The following is an 18,725-nucleotide window of genomic DNA, read 5'->3' as shown; positions in this document are numbered from 1 at the left end:
CCCATTTAATGTGGCGGTTTTTTTTACATCAGCACAATCAGACTCAGGGCCATGATCATCATCCCGGCAATCAGGCCGTAGATGGAGAGGTGGTGTTCGCCGTATTCCCGGGCAGTGGGCAGCAGCTCGTCCAGCGAGATAAAGACCATGATCCCGGCGATCCCGGCAAAGAGAATTCCAAAGACGGTATCATTCAAAAAGGGCAGCAAAATAAAATAGGCGGCAATCGCCCCGACTGGCTCGGCCATGCCCGAAAACAGCGACCAGCCGAGGGCCTTTTTGCGGGATCCGGTGGCACAAAAAACCGGAATCGCCACTGACATCCCCTCGGGAATATTGTGAATCGCCACCGCAATGGCAATGGCCAAACCCAGGGAAGGCTGCTGGATGGTTGAGACAAAGGTGGCCATCCCTTCGGGAAAATTATGGATGGCGATGATTACTGCCGTAAAAATCCCGGTCCGCAATAGTTTCTGGCTGCCATCCACCGGACAGGATGCCGTTTCTTCCAGCATGTGGGTTTCGTGGGGATTTTCATAGGACGGCACCAGCTTATCGATGATGGCAATCAGCAGCATGCCCCCGAAAAAAGCGATGACGTTGACCCAGACCCCGGCCTCCGCACCCAGATTGGCAATCAGTAGCCGCCGGGACTCAAAAAACAGCTCCACAAAGGAGACATAAATCATCACCCCGGCCGAAAACCCCAGAGCGATGGATAAAAGTTTGGTATTGGTTTTTTCAAAAAGCAGCACAATCAGCCCGCCGATGCCGGTGGATAAACCAGCCAACACCGTCAGCAGAATGGCTACCCCTAAATTGGAAAAATTCATGGTTCACATCCTTATGGTATCTAACAAAAATAGCGCAACAAAAATAATATACCACGAATGGTCGAAAAATGAAACAGTAAAAAGTCATCACACTTCGGAAACAGGCATAAAAAAAAGAAGCGTTCACCGGATGATAGAGATCCGGCCCGGTGCTTCTTTTCAGATTTATGCTTGTCTATCTAAGCATCAAAAATGCAAGCATTAAAAAATACTGTTAGTGCCCTTACGGCGGAGCTGACCGGCAGCCAGGTTCTGCAGCTGCTGAGTTTGCTGCTGTGGTGATGGCGGGGTCGGCAGTACAGATGCCGTCAGGTCGGCCGCCTGGGATGACGCTGCAACCGCTTTCTCCTGGCGATTCTTGATTTCGGCATTATAGGTGGCCATGGTAATCTTACCAGCTAAAACCAGACCCTTCAGCTCCGAATTGGTGTAGCTGCCCAACTGATTGCTGGCAACGGCCTCGTCCTCGGTCTGCTCGGCTTTGGCAGCCTGGCGGCGGGCGTCTTTCTCCTCGCGGGTGTCGTCGTCATCGCCGGGGATGCGCTTGAGCTTCTGATCAATGGTGGAAGTCTCCTGGTCGGTATCACTGTTTATGTTGCTGTTCTCGCTTTTCATCCGGTAACCGACATATTCACGGCTCAGCTCCATGCTGTCAAACTTGTAGTAGGAATTGGCCTCGTTGGCGGCCTGCTGGGGGTTGACACTGTCAGCGGTGGGCTTAACGGTTACTGTTTCAACTTTCTTGGCCAGCGAACTGGCAGCAGCCTGTGGCGCAGCGGCGTTAATAATGATTGGATCCATCCTGATTCCCCTTTCCCGGCAATTTTCTCAGACCCCCTGATTCGGCACCTGAAAATGATCGCATGATTTTTTTGTATTATACCACAGATCCCCGCACATTTCATCAATTTTTCGTAAAATCACCGGCAATTCTTTAAAAAAACACCCCGGCAAGCCGAGGTGTTTTGAACGATGATCGGTTAAAATTTTTTATACGCTTTGGCCCCGGCCAGCACCTCGACGACTTCTTCAAAGGAGGAGCCGATGGATGCTTCCACTGAACCAAAGATGGTGCCTTCGACAATCGGAGCATCGATGATCTTGACCTGGCTGCTGTCACTAAGCATTTCCATGGCCATTTCCGAACTCATCACAGCACTGCCCAGATCCACCAGAATCACCACGCCATCACCTTCTTCAACGGTCTCGATGGCGGCTAGAATTTTGGAGACATCGGTGCCGATGCTGCCATCTTCCATCCCGCCAGCGGCGGCAATTCGGGCTTCCGGCGCCATTTGCCGGGCCAGTTCCACGGCCCCTTCAGCTACCTTCTGACTATGCGAAACAACTACGATTCCAACCACTTTTAGTTACCTGCCTTTTGCGCCACTTCGTTGATGGCCTGAAAGGCATAGGCCATCGAGGTTGCCCCGGGATCTTGATGTCCGATGCTGCGTTCTCCCAGATAAGAGGCCCGGCCTTTGGTGGCAATGATGGTTTTGGTATACTCGACCCCGTTCCAGGCAGCGGTTTCCCCGGCCCCCAGGGCCTCAGCCATGGTTTGGCCATCTGCCAGACTGGCTTTAATGGCGTTGATGGCGGGAATCATGCTGTCGAGAATGGTTTTTTCACCTTCGACTGCTTTACCCCGAAACTGGATACCGCCCACTGCTTCATCCAGAGCCAGCAGAATATCCTCGTTGGATAATTCTTCTTTACCTTTAACAGCCGCTCCGGCTTTCATAAATGCGGTACCATAAAGTGGACCGGAAGCCCCGCCAACGGTGGATACCAGGGTCATCCCCACTGCTTTTAAAATATCGTCGATATTTTTCTCTTCAACTGTTGGTAATTTTTCGATGACCGCCTTAAAGCCTCGGCTCATGTTAATACCATGATCTCCATCACCAATGGCCTGGTCATAATCGGTCAATTCTTGTCGATGTTCAGCCATCTTATCCGCATAAATCCGGATAAAATCCAGCACTTCTGCCTTTGTTGCCATGTATTTTCCTCGTTTCTATATTCTTCTCATTTAGTTCTCTAAAAGCCTTTATGTTAACAACCAAACTAAGTACCGACAATTGTTACATCATGTTGTACGCATCGGAGCGGACACGGCGTAGCCTGTCCGATTCCGCAGCGTACAACAGATTAACAATTGGTCGGTACGCCAGCGAAGTGCTAACCAATTAGTATTGCGAAATTTTAGTACATTTTAAAGCCGATGGTATCAGCCTTGGCCAGTAACAGGTCTTTAAGTTCAGCATCCAGTTTTAACAGGGTGATGGAAGCCCCAGCCATATCAATGGAAGTCATGTAATCACCGACGAAGGTTTTAAAGACTTTAATGCCTTTGTCAGCCAGAATTTGCTGGACCCGACGGTTTAAGATATACAGTTCCATTGGTGGGGTTGCGCCAGCACCATTGATCATAACGGCTACTTCGTCGCCAGCGGCGGGAGCCATATCTTTTAAGATCCGTTCCATCAGGTAATCAACGATTTCGTCAGCGGTCTGAATCGGTTTACGTTCGGTTCCCGGTTCGCCGTGAATCCCGATGCCCAGTTCCATTTCTTCTTCGGTCAGCTCAAAGCCCGGTTTGCCGGCGGCTGGCACGGTACATGGTTTTAGCGCAACACCCATGGTACGGACGTTGGCAATAACTTTTTCAGCAGTGGCTTTAACGTCGTCCAGGCTGGCTCCGGTTTCAGCTTTGGCACCGGCAATTTTATGAACAAACACGGTACCGGCCACGCCCCGACGGCCAGTGGTGTATAGACTATCTTCAACGGCAACATCATCATTGGTAACCACGTTGGCAACTTTGATGCCTTCAGCTTCGGCCAGTTCAGCGGCCATTTCGAAGTTCATAATATCCCCGGTGTAATTCTTGATAACTAATAATACCCCTTCACCAGCATCAACCGCTTTGATCGCTTCAAATACCTGATCAGGTGTGGGAGAAGTGAATACCGAACCGGCTACAGCGCCGTCAAGCATTCCCGTGCCGACAAATCCGCCGTGAGATGGTTCGTGGCCGCTGCCACCACCGCTGACTAAAGCGACCTTGCCGACTTTTTTGTCAGCCCGAACCAGCACGTCAAAACCTTCCAGACGGGCTACATATTCAGGGTGGGCCAGAACGATACCTTCCAGCATTTCATTTTCCACATTTTCGACATCGTTAATAAATTTTTTCATAAGACTTCCTCCTATAAACATTATTAGTACTCTAAACCATACTATAACACGTTTCTACCCATTTGGCAGGTAAAAAAAACGATATCAACTGATTTATTTTGGCCAATGTTGAGTGATTCCTGAAAAACAGCACGTTAAATCTGCAAAAATTCGATCCGTCAAGATGGTTGGGGAAAATAATATCCAATTTGTGTTAATCTTTTGTAAATTTTAAGCGCTTTCGTCAAACCAAACTGCGATTAAAGCGGTACGGTATCTCACGCCATCCCCTCCCACTTAAACCAGCGCCGCTTTCATTCTGCGGACGTAGTCACTAAGGATCGGGGTGGCGGCGGGGCCGTGCTCGGCGATGATGCGGACAATGGCGCTGCCGACAATGACGCCATCGGCAAGCTTAGAAATCGTCGTCGCCTGTTCCGGTGTGGCGATCCCAAAGCCCACTGCCACCGGGGTCTTTGATACCTGGCGGATGTCAGCAATAATGGCAGCCAGATCGGTTTTGATCTCACTGCGGACACCAGTAACCCCCAGCGACGACACCAGATAGATAAAACCGGTGGCGTCACGAGCCAGCATCTGAATACGATCCTGGGAGGTCGGGGCAATCAGGGTAATCAGATCCAGACCATGACTACCGGCAAGCTCTCGGATCTCGCCCTTTTCCTCAAAGGGCAGATCGGGAATGATCACCCCATTGATCCCCACTTCCTCGCAGGTGGCAAAAAAGCGTTCCCCACCATATACAAAAATCGGGTTCATATAGGTTAAAAAGACCAGCGGGATGGCGGTTTTCGCCCGGATCCGCCTAACCATGGCAAAAATCTTATCAGTGGTGGTACCGACCTGCAGGGCCCGTTCGTTGGCGGCTTCAATCACCGGCCCTTCGGCGATGGGATCGGAAAAGGGAATCCCGATTTCAATCAGATCAGCTCCGGCATCCGCCATGGCCAGAATAAATTCCTCGGTTTTATCGAGACTGGGATCGCCCGCGGTCAGAAAAGCGATAAAGGCTTTCTGATCGGCAAAGATTTTAGATATTTGATTGACTTTGTTTGGATTACTCATGGATATTTTCCCCCTTATAGCGGGCAATTGCTGCCACATCCTTGTCTCCCCGACCGGACACATTGACGATGATGATCTGGTCTTTACTCATTGTCGGCGCCAGCACCATGGCATAAGCGATGGCATGGGCCGACTCGATGGCCGGAATAATCCCCTCGGTCCGGGACAGGTAGAAAAAGGCCGCTACGGCCTCATCATCGGTGATCGGCACATACTCGGCTCGTTTGCTGTCATGAAGATGGGCATGCTCCGGGCCAATGCCGGGATAATCAAGCCCCGCGGAGATCGAATAAACCGGGGCAATCTGGCCGTATTCGTCCTGACAGAAATAGGACTTCATGCCGTGAAAGATCCCCAGGCTGCCCCGGGCGATGGTGGCGGCGTGTTCCTCGGTGTCCACCCCTTTTCCGGCGGCTTCACAGCCGATTAATCGGACGGATTCATCGGGAATAAAATTGTAGAAAGCCCCCATGGCATTGCTGCCACCGCCGACACAGGCGATAACGGCATCCGGCAGTTTTCCTTCTTTTTGAAGCATCTGCTCCCGGGCCTCCTTGCTGATGACGCTCTGGAAATCCCGGACCATTTCCGGGAAGGGATGGGGTCCCATCACCGAACCTAAAACGTAATGGGTGTCGTCCACCCGGGTGGTCCATTCCCGGAAGGTTTCGTTAACGGCGTCCTTCAAGGTCATGGTGCCGGAGGTGACCACGTGAACCGTAGCCCCCAGCAGCCGCATCCGGAAAACGTTGAGGGCTTGACGGTCGGTGTCTTCCTTGCCCATAAAGATCTCGCAGGAAAATCCCATCAGTGCCGCAGCGGTGGCGGTGGCGACCCCATGCTGACCAGCCCCGGTTTCGGCAATCAGCCGGGTTTTACCCATTTTTTTGGCCAGCAGCGCCTGCCCCAGGACGTTGTTGATCTTATGCGACCCGGTATGGTTTAAATCTTCCCGCTTGAGATAGATCTTGGCACCGCCCAGATCGGCAGTCATTTTTTTGGCAAAATACAGCCGCGAAGGGCGACCGGCGTATTCGTTTAATAATTCGGTTAACTCATCCTGAAAGGCCGGATCATTTTTATAGTGTTCATAGGCTTTTTCCACTTCAATAATGGCATTCATCAGGGTTTCGGGGGTGTACTGACCCCCGTGAATCCCGTATTTTCCTTTACTCATTTTCTTTCTCCTTATTCTTAACTAAACAAGATAATTGCAAAACTGCCGTAAGCTTTGCTGACGGTTTTTTGGGACAATTTTGGGTGAACTTAAGGTTGGCACTTCGTTGGCGTACCGACCAATTGTTAATCTGTTGTTCGCTGCGGGATCGAACAGGCTTTGCCGTGTTCGCCCCGATGCGTAGGGTCTGACCCCTAGGTCACAACATGATGTAACAATTGTCGGTACTTGGTTTTATTAATTACTAGGTTCGTTCTCTAAATAAACAAAATTGTTCTTTGGAACCGACAGCTAAGCAATGCTTGTTCGTATTTTATATATTCGGGATAATGCAGTCCAACACAATAATGTGTTCCATATAGTATGTCAAACCTAATGCAGTCACTCTCGGTTCGTAGGGGCGATTCGCATTCGCCCGAACGCTGTTGATTTTTAGATTAACGTTTGGCATTAAATCAACGTTCCGGGCGGTCAATGACCGCTCCTACGGAATAATGCTCTGGGTTAGGGCTTTTATTTGGATCATTTATTAACGGTTAATCGTCCTGATCATTTCCACAATCTCAATAATCTTGTCCCGGTCTTTGACGCCGGCGGTTTCCACCCCGCTGCTTAAGTCGACACAATAGGGGCGCACCTGCTGGATGGCGGTGGCGATGTTATCTTTGTTGAGGCCCCCGGCCAGAAAAAAGTCGCCGCTGACACCGGCCAGCAGATCCCAGTTGAAGGCCGTCCCGGAACCACCGTATTGCTTGGGGTCGTAGGTGTCAAAGAGGCGGTAGTCGGCAGCAGTTTCCTTAATGTCGGCCGGGCTCTTGATCCGGAAGGCCCGGATCACCGGCAAAGCGGTTTGATCCTGCAGCAGCCCTACCGTGGCCTCATCCTCATCGCCATGAAGCTGGATCAGGTCAATAATGCCCGCCCCGGCCAGCGCAATGATCTCGGCCACCGGGTGGTTGACAAATACCCCCACCGCGGCAATGCCGGGGTCCAGGGCCTGCTTCAAGGCCCGGGCCGTTTCGAAATTGACCTGGCGCTTACTTTTGGCAAAGACAAAGCCAATATAATCCGGGCGGGCGGCGTTTACCGCGGCAATGTCTGCCAGGCGGGTCAGACCGCAGATTTTTATTTTTGTCATGGTAACCTCCTCGTTCTTTATTACATCTGCAGCTGTTTTTATAATAAATGTTTGGCATAAATTTCACGTGCCGGGCGGGTACGACCCACCTCTACAATCTAATGCATCATATCTGTGCATTTATTAAACAACGCTGCTGATCTTTGGTTCGTAGGGGCGAATCGCATTCGCCCGAGAGTTATTGATTATTAAGATCAACCTTTATCATAAAATCCACGCTTGCGGGCGGACACTGTCCGCCCCTACAACCTAAGTCATCACGTTGGTGGATACTATTTAAACAGCACCGTTTATCATCAATTCGTAGGGGCGTTCCGTGATGACCAAGGGGTCAGACCCTCGCCCGCACCACGGCCCGCCGCTACCCCCGCAGCTGATCCAGCGCCGCTTTCTTATCCCCACTTCGCATCAAGGTTTCGCCAATCAGCACCGCATTGGTTCCATTTTTCCGCAATTTTCCGATGTCTTCCGGTGTCTGTATCCCACTTTCCGATACAAACAGGATTTCCGGGGGCACCAGCTGACGCAGTCGGATGCTGTTGTTGATATCCACCTCAAAGGTTTTAAGGTTACGGTTATTGACTCCAATGACCCGGGCTCCGGCAGCTAGGGCCTGGGCTACTTCGGCTTCGTCATGGGCTTCCACCAGGGCTGACAAACCCAATGCATCGGCCAGGGCAAGGTATTCCCGGATCTGTGCGGTGGTGAGAATCGCACAGATCAGCAAAATCGCATCAGCGCCAATCTGGCGGGCTTCGAAAATCTGTATCGGGTCGATGATAAAATCCTTGCGCAGCACCGGGATGCTTACCTGCTGTTTTATTTCGGTCAGAAATTCATTGGCCCCCTGAAAAAAGTCCGGCTCGGTGAGCACCGAAATGGCATCGGCGCCGGCGGCCTGATAGTCCCGGGCAATGTCCAGATAGGGAAAATCAGCCGCAATCACCCCTTTCGACGGCGAGGCTTTTTTCACTTCGCAGATAAAAGCCATCGTCCCGGCATCCCGGCGTCTGGCCAGGGCTTTTTCAAAGGCAAACGGCGTTTCCGACCGTTTGACCTGACTTTTCAGGTTTTCCAGTGATGTCGTTTCTTTAAGCGCCGCCACCCGTTTGGCGGTAGCCGCCACAATTTGATCCAGGATCATGCCAGCACCTCAATGGCCAGCGCATTGCTGCGCTTGACAAAGGCCTCCAGCTTGGCCTTGGCCTTGCCGGAGTCAATCAGGTCCTGTGCCATCTTGACGCAATCCCGAAGGGTGATATTGTTGTGAGACATATACAGACAGAAGGCCGAGTTCAGCACCACCACATCCCGTTTGGGCCCTTTTTCGCCGTTTAGGATGCTCAGGGCAATGGCGGCATTTTCTTCTTTCTCGCCGCCGATCAAATCGGATAATTCACAGCGCTTCAGACACAATTGTTCCGGGGTGATAAAGAAGCTGTTGATCTTACCATCAGCAATTTCGCAGATGGTGGTGGTGTCCGTCAAAGTGATTTCGTCCAGTCCATCATGGCCATGGACCACCATCCCCCGCTTGACCTTAAGCTTGTTCAGCACATTGGCCAGGGGCTCCACCAGATTTTCATCATAGACCCCCAGCAGCTGCATATTGGCCCCGGCGGGATTAGCCAGCGGGCCAAGAATATTAAAGATGGTCCGGATGCCCAGTTCCTTGCGGACCGGCCCGGCATATTTCATCGAGGCGTGATAGGTGGGGGCAAACATAAAGCAGATCCCCAGTTCGTCCAGCAGCACGGCGCTTTTTTCGGCTGACAGTTCAATGTTCACCCCTAGGGCTTCCAGCAGATCGGCCGATCCGCATTTGCTGGAGACACTGCGGTTGCCGTGTTTGGCCACCGGCACCCCACCAGCGGCAATCACCAGGGCGGACACTGTGGAAATATTAAAGGTGGACACCTCGTCGCCGCCGGTACCGACAATGTCCAGCACATCAGTTTTGGGGAAAATCTTGGTGCACTTGTCCCGCATGACCATGGCGCAGGCGGTAATCTCATCGATGGTTTCCCCCTTCATCCGCATGGCCGTCAGAAACGAGGCGATCTGGGCGTTGGTAGCCTGCCCGTTCATAATCTGATCCATAACCTCCCGGGTCCGCTCCAGAGACAGGTCTTTGCCGTTGACAATATCGTAAATGGCTGACTTAATCATATTTCGCCTCCAATCTTTAAAAAATTCTCAATCATCTGGTGACCGGCCTCGGTAAGAATCGATTCGGGATGGAACTGCACCCCGTAAACATTATAACTGCGGTGTTTCACCGCCATGACCTCGCCCTCGTCATCCTCGGCGATAATCAGCAGCTCATCCGGCAAGGTACTCCGCTCAGCACTGAGGGAGTGATAGCGACCGGCGGCAATAATCGGCGGTAGCCCCCGAAAAATCGGGCTGCCGTTGGCGATGTGAACGGTGCTCTGTTTCCCATGCATCAGGGTGCTGGCATAGGTAACGGTACCACCGAAGACCTCGCAGATGGCCTGATGCCCCAGGCAGACCCCCAGAATCGGGGTTTTGTCCTTGAAATACTCGATGACCTCTTCACAGATCCCGGCATCAGCGGGTCGTCCCGGCCCCGGTGAGACGATGATGTGATCCGGCGCCAGGGCGGCGATTTCAGCCAGACTCAGTTCATCATTTTTAATCACCCGGATATCGGGATTGATCATCCCCACATATTGATACAGGTTATAGGAAAAGCTGTCGTAATTGTCAATCAGTAAAATCATTATTCCACCTCCTGAGCCCGTTCCAGGGCTTCAAACATCGCCCGGGCTTTGTTTTGTGATTCGTTATACTCTTTTTCGGGGATGCTGTCAGCGACGATGCCGGCCCCGGCGGAGACATAAACCCTGTCGTTCTTTTTAACCGCCATCCGAATGGCAATGCACATATCCATGTTGCCGGAAAAGTCGATATAACCAACGGCTCCACCATAGACACCCCGCTTCTGACCTTCTAACGCATCGATAATTTCGATCGCCCGTTTTTTGGGCGCTCCGGACAGGGTTCCCGCCGGAAGCACGGCCCCCAGGGCATCCAGCTGATCGAGGCCCGCTTTGAGGGTGCCGGTAACGGTTGAGGAAATGTGGGAGACGTGGGAATAGCGAACCACCTCCTGATAGGTTTCCACCTGAACCGAGCCAAATTCACTGACCTTGCCCAGATCGTTGCGGCCCAGATCGACCAGCATGTTGTGTTCACTGAGTTCTTTTTCATCTTTAAGAAGCTCGGCAATCAAAGCTTCATCTTCCGCCGGGGTGGCGCCCCGGGGACAGGTACCGGCAATCGGAAAGGTCGACAGCTGGCCGTTTTTAAGCGATACCAGGGTTTCCGGTGACGCCCCGGCTACCTGCATCCCTTCAAAGTCGATATAAAACATGTAGGGCGAGGGATTGATGGTCCGCAGTACCCGATAGGCCGACAAGAGATCGCCGGAAAAATCAGCTTCCAGGCGGTTGGAAATCACCGCCTGAAAAATATCCCCCTGATAAATGTGCTCTCTTGTTTTTTTAACCATCTCGCAATAATAGTCTTTCGTGAAAAGTGAGCGGTACTCCGAAGTTACCTGCCCCCGGAAGGGCACGGTGCTGCTGCCGTTTTTAATCAGCGCCTCAATTTCCTTGAGCTTAATCACCCCGTCGATATAGTTTTTCTCAAAGTTGTCGGTTTTAATATTGACGATGACCACAATTTTCTGGCGTAGATGATCATAGGCGATGACCTTGTCAAAGAGCATCAGATTGAGGTCATCAAAGTTTTCGGTATTTTCATTGGTCAGCACCAGATTGGCTTCGGTGTATTTGACAAAGTCATAGGCAATATAACCGACAAAGCCGCCGGTAAAGACCGGCAGAAAATCCAGTTTGGGGCTTTTCCAATCCGCCAGAATTTCCCGGAGCACCGTTCGGGGATCATCGGCCAGGGTATCCTTTGTCTTGCCATTTTTGACAACTACTTCCCCATCCAGACAGGTCACCGCCAGGGTCGGGTCAAAACCGAGAAATGAATACCGCCCCCATTTTTCGCCGCCTTCCACACTCTCCAGTAAATAACATTTTTTGCCGGTGGCCTTTAAAATTTTAAGCACCTCAATCGGTGTCTTGATATCGGAAAACAGCTCCAGACTAATCGGGATGCTCTGATAATCGTTGCAATACCCTCTGGCCGCTTCCATCGATGGTTTAATCATAATCGTATCCTTTCGTTCATTGGTTTTCTCTACTATTTTATGCGCTTTTAAGTAATAAAAAAACGCCCGCCCCTGATTAATAAAAATTAATCAAGGACGAGCGCAAAAATTCTGCCCGCGGTACCACCTTCATTTACAGAGAAAAATCCCTGTACACTCTGCAGGATACTAACATATCCCTCGCAACTGACGTATGCGTCACGTCGCAGAATACTCGGAAATGGTCATTTCCTTTGACTGCGCCCTCAGTGGTCCATTTGATGCTCTGCGTTGTGCGAGGCTCTCAGCCTTCCCCGCTCTCTGTAACTGCACGATACACCGTTATCTCCACGTCAACGGTTTATTGATGTATTAAATTAAATAAAGCATAATCGATCTAGCCGCTTTTGTCAAATGTTTTTTGGCAACGTATCTTTTTTTGAGGCATTTCTCAGAATCAATTAATAATTTTCGCTACGACTCAGGCTACCATCCGAATACCAGTAGGACCAGGTTCCGGTTTTTTGATTGTTGCTATAGTTGCCTTCAGCCTTTTTGACCCCATTGTCATGCCACTGCGTCCAAACCCCGGTCTTTTGATCATTGCTGTAGGTGCCGCTTTCCTGAAGTGTTCCATTTTCATACCAGTAGGCATAACTGCCATTTTTCAAGTCATTGAGATAGACGGTTTCTTCACGCTTATAGCCGTTTTCATACCAGTAGGTATGGGTGCCAATCCGAGCTTCATTGTCGAAGTTGCCTTCATATAAGCGGTTACCATTTTCCCACCAGGTTTTGGTCAAACCATGCTGCATCCCATACTGATACTCGATACGCTCGCCGATGGTGCCATTTTCATACCAGGCGGTGGCGATGCCATGAATCTTGTTTTCATAATAAGCCCAGGCATATTTTGGCTTGGTCATTTCCGGATCATAGTAGAGGAGATAGAGTCCATGTTTCCGACCGGCGGAATCATAATGGTAGTATCCATAATTACCCAGACTGCTATCCAGATCTTCCTTGATCAGGTTGGCATAGTCCGGTTGCCAGCCACAATCGTAATCGTCAGGTGCAGTGGCACCTTTTTGCAGCTTGCTTAGTGCTTCTTTGAGCTTGATAACTTCCGCATCAATAGCGGTCTGACTGTCAGCTGATGTCAGCTTCAGATTACAGCCAGCCAGATAAACCTGATACATTTCCCAGCTGTTTCGGGTATAGGTCTGGCTGTCATTATTTGTCGGCAACGAAGCCACCAGGGCATCATAGGCACTGGTATCAGAACCAAAAATGATTTCGGCATCAATGATTGCCGTGCGAGTTTCGTTCATCCCCGCTGCAGTTGGCTGCCATTTAGTCGCCGTTATCAGACTCAGGGTTTGTATTCCTTCACTAGGCAGATCGCCCAGCACATATGGCGTATCCGAGTCGATAGTAGCGAGCAACTCGGCATCGCCGTTGTCTTTCTTTTTAAACAGGTAAACCGTCACGTCGGCACTATTGCCGTTGGTTATTTTTAAACTGGCCTTTTCACTGGGGGCAAATCCTTTGGTGTTATACCGCAGAAAAATCATATGCGTCTGAGCCGAAAGCGCATAAACTTCCGAGCTGAACCGATATTTCATCTGGGTGTAGGGATCATCGACCTTATAACTTTTCCCCGAGTCAATCACCGCATTGGTATGGATTGACCAGGTGGTATCTGGCATCGCTTTGGTCAAGTCCCCGGAAAACAGTTTTTTGACAAAATCCGGCCAGTTATTATACCAGTTGATATCATTAAATCCCGCACTGAGTGCCTTAAACAACTCATCATCGGTTTTAACCGCTTGCCAGAGCTTACCCATCGCCTGGGTGCCGTTCTTCTCACTCATGTATTTGAGATAAAGGGCGGTGGCGTAGGCGTGGGCATCCTGATTATGACAGGCGGTTTTACTGACCCGCAGTAAGCCATATTTACCGAACCAGCCGACATTTTCCGGATCCAATACACTGGGCCAAAAATTAGGATAGTTTTTCATCATTTCAAATTCCATCCATACCGCTGAGGCTTCCTGCAACAGGCTCTGATTGCGGCCATCAGTTGGGAGATACAATTGCTCGTAGTAGTGGAAAAGCTCATGGGCGACTGTTGCCCGAATTTGCCGGGCCGCATCAGCGTCTTTAAATTTACCGGAGTTAATGCTGATCCAGGCATTGGACAACTGACTGGCCCGGGTGTAACCGGATACCTCCAGATAACCCCAGGCTGTGGCACTGCGACCGCCAAGATAACGTTCGATCAGACAATTAAAATCAAATATATCTACCGGCAACGGATTCCGCCCCCCAGTATAAGGCAGATTTACCCCGGTTTCGCTTTTAATGAAAGCGGCCGTCTCGGTTAGGGCCGTTTTTATTTCCGCAATTAACTGCGGATTGGCTTTGGCCACCGATACCGGAACGGTCAGATTAAAGCCGCCAACCGTTTCAGTCCGGACATCCGGCATGACGTAAAAGAGCAGTTCATAATTGGGTATCGCCGTCTCAATGGTGCCTTCATCACCCAAAGTCGTGACAATATCGGTATTCATAACCGGTAACAAAATTTTAGCCTGGCCGTTGACGACCTCCGCTTTAATCAACTGGCGGTTGGTTCCCCCGCTATCCGATGACGGCTGAAAACTGCTGTTGTGATAAACTGCCACATAGGTATCGCCCGTGTTTGCCGGTAGCGTATTTAGCGGCAGGGTCACTTCAAAATTGCCCTGCCAGACATCGGGAACCCCATTGAGCTGATAAAAAGATTCCCCGCCACTCCCTTCGGAAAGTCGACTGAAATGGAAACTGCTGGTTTGGCTTAAGGCCCCGGACGGAACCGTCACCGCTGCGCCGTCAGAAAGACTGACCACACCGCCAGTTGACGAAACTTCCGCCGTCCCGGTTAAATCGGTCACCACCGATACCGCATCCTTTACCAGCCGGATCTGAATTCCTTCGAGCCGTAGTCCCTGTCCCTGAGTTCCGGCGATTTCGCCATTTTTAGCCCATTTGCTTTCCCAACCGAGATTCTGGACATGGGTTCGGTATTCCACCGAATAGCCTGGCAGATCAATCAATTGGATTTGAATTCCCTCCAACCGTAGACCCTGACCCTGGGTACCGGCCGTCGAACCGTTGATTGCCCAGAAATTCTCCCAGCCAACATTCTGGACGTGGGTTCGATATTCAATGGCGGCGCCGTCCGGGACATCGCCGGTCAGTTCAATTTCAATCCCTTCCAGCCGGTATCCATACCCCTCGGTACCGGCACTTTCACCGTTTTTTGCCCATTGTGTTTCCCAGCCAATATTCTGGACATGGGTATGGTAACTTATCCCGATGGCTTCACTTGTTTCGATAGCGGCAGTCGTTGAACTAGCTTGCGTCGTTGGCAAATTTGATTCGGCCATAACGGGACTGACACCAAGGCTTACCAAGCCCACTAGGATGGCCAGGATGCTGATAACAGATGCTGTTCTCTTTTTCATTTTTTCCTCTCTTTCATTCTTTTCTTTCCCACTTATATTGATTACTTAACTTATTTTGTAAACCTTACCATCTGTCGGGAATTCTGTCAATTACATATACTTCAGCAATTGCTAAACTTTTTTCCAGAATTATTCTTTTAGTTGTGGTTTCAAATCAAAAGAAGCGCTTTGATGAACCTCAATGCGTATCATCAAAGCGCTTTTTATTATTTCTCTGGCGAGTGTTTCGCGGCCATTTTGCCTAACCGGATCAGTTACTCGTGTTGATTAATTGTCATCTTCATCGGTACAAAGCGGATGCCGTTGTTTTCCTGTTCCCCGGCGATGTCCACAAAGCCAAAGCGGTGGTAAACGGCCACCGCATAGGGGGACGAATTAACTGTCAGGACAAAGGGGTCTCCCGGGTGCTGGCTTTTTAGTTCGGCCAGTACCGTGTCAAAGAGCGCCCGGGCAATGCCCCGGTGGTGATAGTCCTTGTCGACAAACATCAGTGAGATATGAAGTTCATCCCGGGTACCAATCACCCCGACGATCCGGCCGTCCTCATAAAACCCCCAGAGAACCTTATGACCGGAGATCAGATCTTCGTTCATTTCTTCCAGCTTGAAATCCAGATAATTGGTAAAGGTCTGGCGACCTTCTTCGCTGTAACCCTCGGCAATGAATTCGTGAAAAACCTGATTGGCCAGATTCACTGCTGCTTCTAAGTCAGTATTGTCAATTTTTTTAATCATCTAACCCTCTCTCCTGGATGTCAATTCGAATTCACCCGCTTAGTTCTAATTATTTGTTATTGGTCGGAAAAGTCGGCAAGGCATCGACTCCGGAAAAAGCGTGCCGGATCTTCATATCTTTGCCACCATGCCGCTAATCACTCCACTCTTTAGCGTTTGTTTTTATTCTTGGCATGACGCATCAGCTGTTTCATTTCGCCTTTGCTGCCAAACATTTTTTTAATCTTTTCAGCCTCCAGCTGCCGGGAATTAAGGCCTTCATAGCCTAATTCCTTTTGCAGCTTGCGATAGTTTTCCAGCCGCTTTTCAGACAGGTGGCCGGATTCTACAGCCGCTTTTACCGCACACCCCGGCTCACCGAGGTGGCTGCAATCCCCAAAGCGGCATTGCGCAGCCAGGCTTTCAATGTCCGTAAAGGACCGGGACAAGTCCGCACTGTCCAGATGGAGTTCCCGCATCCCCGGGGTATCAATAACCACCCCGCCGCCTGGAAGTCGCAGCAGCTGCCGATGGGTGGTGGTGTGCCGACCCTTGTCATCACTTCTCAGGCCCTTGGTCGCCAGAACCTCGGCCCCGATCAGATGGTTGATAATGGTTGATTTGCCAACCCCGGACGAACCCAGAAAGACAATCGTTTTGCACGGGGCCAGATAAGCGGCAATCTGTTCGTAACCACGGTTATCGACACTGGAGCAAACCACCACATCGGTGCCCACCCGAACCGCCGAAATCTCCCTGAGCCGGGCTGCTAAATCATCGCAGAGGTCGGCCTTGGTCAGAACAATCACCGGTCGGGCCATGCTGTTCCAGGCAATTGACAAATAACGCTCCAGCCGCCGCAGATTAAAATCATTGTTGAGTGACATGCAAATAAAGACCAGATCAAAATTAGCCGCCACAATCTGGCTGCCACCACTGGTACCGGCGGCTTTTCGCTCAAACAGCGACTTGCGACTTAACACCTGATGGATCACCGCATGACCAGAATCTGCCTCGGTGCGATCAATCATCACCCAGTCGCCAACCACCGGAAAGCTGGTATTATCCCCGGCATCAAAGGCAAACTTCCCCGATACCTCAGCCAGCAGTTCGCCCTCCTCAGCCATTACCTTATACAGGTCGCGATGCTGTTCCGTCACCCGGGCCACAAACAAATTGCTATATAAACTGGCTTCCTGCAAAAACCGCTGATCCAATCCGTAATTTTCCAAATCGATCTTATTCATTTTTTCCTCCAAATTTTATTGATCTAGATAATTGCGAGAAATTTTCAAACGCCGAACAATGATTGCTTTGGGTTCAGTTTCCACAAACAATTTTGTAACGTGTAGGCGAACAGGCGATAGCCTGTACGTCGTACAGTGTAAAAATTGTTTCGTGCGAAACTGGACCTAAAGCTCACGGCACTTTCTCAATTACCTATATAAATTTCATCCTATTGGAGGGCTAAAGGCCTAGTATCGTGCTTTGCCCTCCGGCGTCACGACACTATCCATTTGATTGATTTTTTTCATAAATTCTCCTTTTTTAAGCGATTCAGGTGTATTCGAAACATCGAACGATGATTGCTTGGTGTTTAGTTTCCACAACAATAAGAAATCGCTATGCGAATTTCTCAGACTGTCAAAAAAGCTAACCCAGTACCGACAATTGTTAGATCATGTTGTACCCAAAGGGCAGACCCTGTGCCTCAAGGCGAACAGTTGCGCTGAAACGCCTATAATTAGCCGTATCTTTAATAGCAACTGTACGAATTGTGCGCATACAACAGATTAACAATTGGTCGGTACGGTAGCACTGCATTTCTCGATTAACACCCGGTGCTATTATTGTAAATGATTCTTTTTAATCAAGTCAAGGTAAATAAATTGCTTTCGCGGGGATAATCTGAAAACTCCCCAAGAAAATAAATGCATTCCAGTCTAAAATCGGATAAAATAGAAGTCAATAACTATTTGACGAAAGGCTTAAACACAATGAGAACACTAAAATATGCCATCCTCGGCTTAATCAACCGGGAAACCATGACCGGCTACGATTTAATGAAGGTCTTTAATATGGAGCTGGTCAATTTCTGGTATGCCAGACATAGCCAAATCTACCCGGAACTCAAAAAACTCACCGACGAAGGTCTAATCACCTACGAAATTTTACCCGAAGATGAAAAGCTCCGCAAAAAAATCTATTCGATCACCGAGAAAGGCCGCCAGGAATTTCATAACTGGGTTTTACAGCAGGATTTGCTGGAGCCCACCCCCAAGGATATTTTTCGGCTGAAAGCTTATTTTATCGAATCCCTGTCCCACGACGAAATTCTGGCCCACTTTCACTACCAGCTGACCCAGCGACAGGAAAAGCTCCACAAGCTTAAGCACAACATGACGGTGCTGCTTGACACCAAAGACATTTCCAAAATCCAGAGCCCGGAATACGGTGACTACATTGTCTTAAAGTCAGCCATCAAGCGGGAAAAATCCTACATCGAATGGCTTTGCGAATGCATCGAAGAAGTGTCCACCAACACCCGCATCTATTGATTTTGACTGCCGTAAGCTTTGCTACAATTTTGCAGCTAAAAAAGGAACTTGGTTTAATAATCAGACCTAGTACCGACAATTGTTATATCATGTTGTACGCATCAAGGCGAACAGGTCATCGACCTGTCCGAGCTTGTGGCGAACAACAGATTAACAATTGGTCGGTACGGTAGCGAAGTGCCAACCTCAAGTTTTATCCAAAATTGTTTTTAGAACCACCGGCATTGTTCACTATTTTCAACTATATAAATTTTTACATCCAAGGAGGCCTTTATGAGCCCAATTATCTGCCCGAAATGCAGGCGGCGCCAACACCAGCCCGGCGACCCGGCCCTTGCTTTA

Annotated in this window: 16 protein-coding genes; 1 reads left to right on the top strand and 15 read right to left on the bottom strand. The window is 49.9% G+C overall.

The genetic code is table 11. From position 1 onward, the window contains the following. Window positions 1–23: 23 nt before the first annotated feature. The 15 genes from zupT to rsgA all read right to left on the bottom strand — a co-directional run bounded on the left by zupT (window position 24) and on the right by rsgA (window position 17,072). Complete coding sequence (gene zupT / locus ACWI_RS02590; RefSeq protein ID WP_070369880.1) at window positions 24–833, bottom strand: zinc transporter ZupT; 810 nt, start codon at window positions 831–833, stop codon at window positions 24–26. Window positions 834–1,034: 201 nt separating this feature from the next. Next, a complete protein-coding gene (locus ACWI_RS02580) occupies window positions 1,035–1,634 on the bottom strand; it encodes a hypothetical protein (protein ID WP_070369878.1) in 600 nt (199 codons plus the stop codon). Between the two features lie 179 nt (window positions 1,635–1,813). Continuing rightward, window positions 1,814–2,197, bottom strand: coding sequence for a dihydroxyacetone kinase phosphoryl donor subunit DhaM (gene dhaM / locus ACWI_RS02575; protein ID WP_070369877.1), 384 nt, complete (start codon window positions 2,195–2,197; stop codon window positions 1,814–1,816). 2 nt (window positions 2,198–2,199) lie between these two features. Then, entirely contained in the window at window positions 2,200–2,838 is a 639-nt protein-coding gene (gene dhaL / locus ACWI_RS02570; RefSeq protein WP_070369876.1) for a dihydroxyacetone kinase subunit DhaL, read from the bottom strand. Between the two features lie 203 nt (window positions 2,839–3,041). Beyond that, entirely contained in the window at window positions 3,042–4,037 is a 996-nt protein-coding gene (gene dhaK, locus ACWI_RS02565; protein WP_070369875.1) for a dihydroxyacetone kinase subunit DhaK, read from the bottom strand. A 276-nt stretch (window positions 4,038–4,313) separates the two neighbouring features. After that, complete coding sequence (gene trpA / locus ACWI_RS02560) at window positions 4,314–5,102, bottom strand: tryptophan synthase subunit alpha (protein WP_070369874.1); 789 nt, start codon at window positions 5,100–5,102, stop codon at window positions 4,314–4,316. Beyond that, on the bottom strand, window positions 5,095–6,279 hold the full coding sequence (gene trpB, locus ACWI_RS02555; RefSeq protein WP_070369873.1) for a tryptophan synthase subunit beta: 1,185 nt from the start codon (window positions 6,277–6,279) through the stop codon (window positions 5,095–5,097). The genes trpA and trpB overlap by 8 nt, the downstream gene beginning before the upstream one ends. A 529-nt stretch (window positions 6,280–6,808) precedes the next feature. Then, window positions 6,809–7,417, bottom strand: a complete 609-nt coding sequence (locus ACWI_RS02550) for a phosphoribosylanthranilate isomerase (RefSeq protein WP_070369872.1) — start codon at window positions 7,415–7,417, stop codon at window positions 6,809–6,811. Between the two features lie 361 nt (window positions 7,418–7,778). Continuing rightward, window positions 7,779–8,561, bottom strand: coding sequence for an indole-3-glycerol phosphate synthase TrpC (gene trpC / locus ACWI_RS02545; RefSeq protein ID WP_070369871.1), 783 nt, complete (start codon window positions 8,559–8,561; stop codon window positions 7,779–7,781). Continuing rightward, window positions 8,558–9,586 (bottom strand): anthranilate phosphoribosyltransferase, encoded by a 1,029-nt coding sequence (gene trpD / locus ACWI_RS02540; RefSeq protein WP_070369870.1) that lies wholly within the window; start codon window positions 9,584–9,586, stop codon window positions 8,558–8,560. The genes trpC and trpD overlap by 4 nt, the downstream gene beginning before the upstream one ends. After that, a complete protein-coding gene (locus tag ACWI_RS02535; RefSeq protein WP_070369869.1) occupies window positions 9,583–10,161 on the bottom strand; it encodes an anthranilate synthase component II in 579 nt (192 codons plus the stop codon). Before ACWI_RS02535 ends, trpD begins: the two co-directional genes overlap by 4 nt. Continuing rightward, a complete protein-coding gene (gene trpE, locus ACWI_RS02530; RefSeq protein WP_070369868.1) occupies window positions 10,161–11,624 on the bottom strand; it encodes an anthranilate synthase component I in 1,464 nt (487 codons plus the stop codon). The genes ACWI_RS02535 and trpE overlap by 1 nt, the downstream gene beginning before the upstream one ends. A gap of 440 nt (window positions 11,625–12,064) precedes the next feature. Next, the gene (locus ACWI_RS02525) at window positions 12,065–15,112 is read right to left on the bottom strand and encodes a hypothetical protein (RefSeq protein ID WP_070369867.1); all 3,048 of its coding nucleotides are present in this window, start codon (window positions 15,110–15,112) and stop codon (window positions 12,065–12,067) included. A gap of 254 nt (window positions 15,113–15,366) precedes the next feature. After that, window positions 15,367–15,846, bottom strand: coding sequence for a GNAT family N-acetyltransferase (locus tag ACWI_RS02520; protein WP_070369866.1), 480 nt, complete (start codon window positions 15,844–15,846; stop codon window positions 15,367–15,369). A 149-nt stretch (window positions 15,847–15,995) separates the two neighbouring features. Next, window positions 15,996–17,072, bottom strand: a complete 1,077-nt coding sequence (gene rsgA, locus ACWI_RS02515) for a ribosome small subunit-dependent GTPase A (protein ID WP_070369865.1) — start codon at window positions 17,070–17,072, stop codon at window positions 15,996–15,998. A gap of 750 nt (window positions 17,073–17,822) precedes the next feature. Between rsgA and ACWI_RS02510 the strand changes: the two genes are divergently transcribed. After that, a complete protein-coding gene (locus ACWI_RS02510; RefSeq protein ID WP_070369909.1) occupies window positions 17,823–18,383 on the top strand; it encodes a PadR family transcriptional regulator in 561 nt (186 codons plus the stop codon). Window positions 18,384–18,725 lie beyond the last annotated feature (342 nt).

The organism is Acetobacterium wieringae (genome assembly GCF_001766835.1).
GTDB classification, from domain to species: Bacteria; Bacillota; Clostridia; order Eubacteriales; family Eubacteriaceae; genus Acetobacterium; species Acetobacterium wieringae.
The sequence above is the reverse complement of the archived record's forward strand: the minus strand, read 5'-3'. Positions and strand labels throughout refer to the sequence as shown.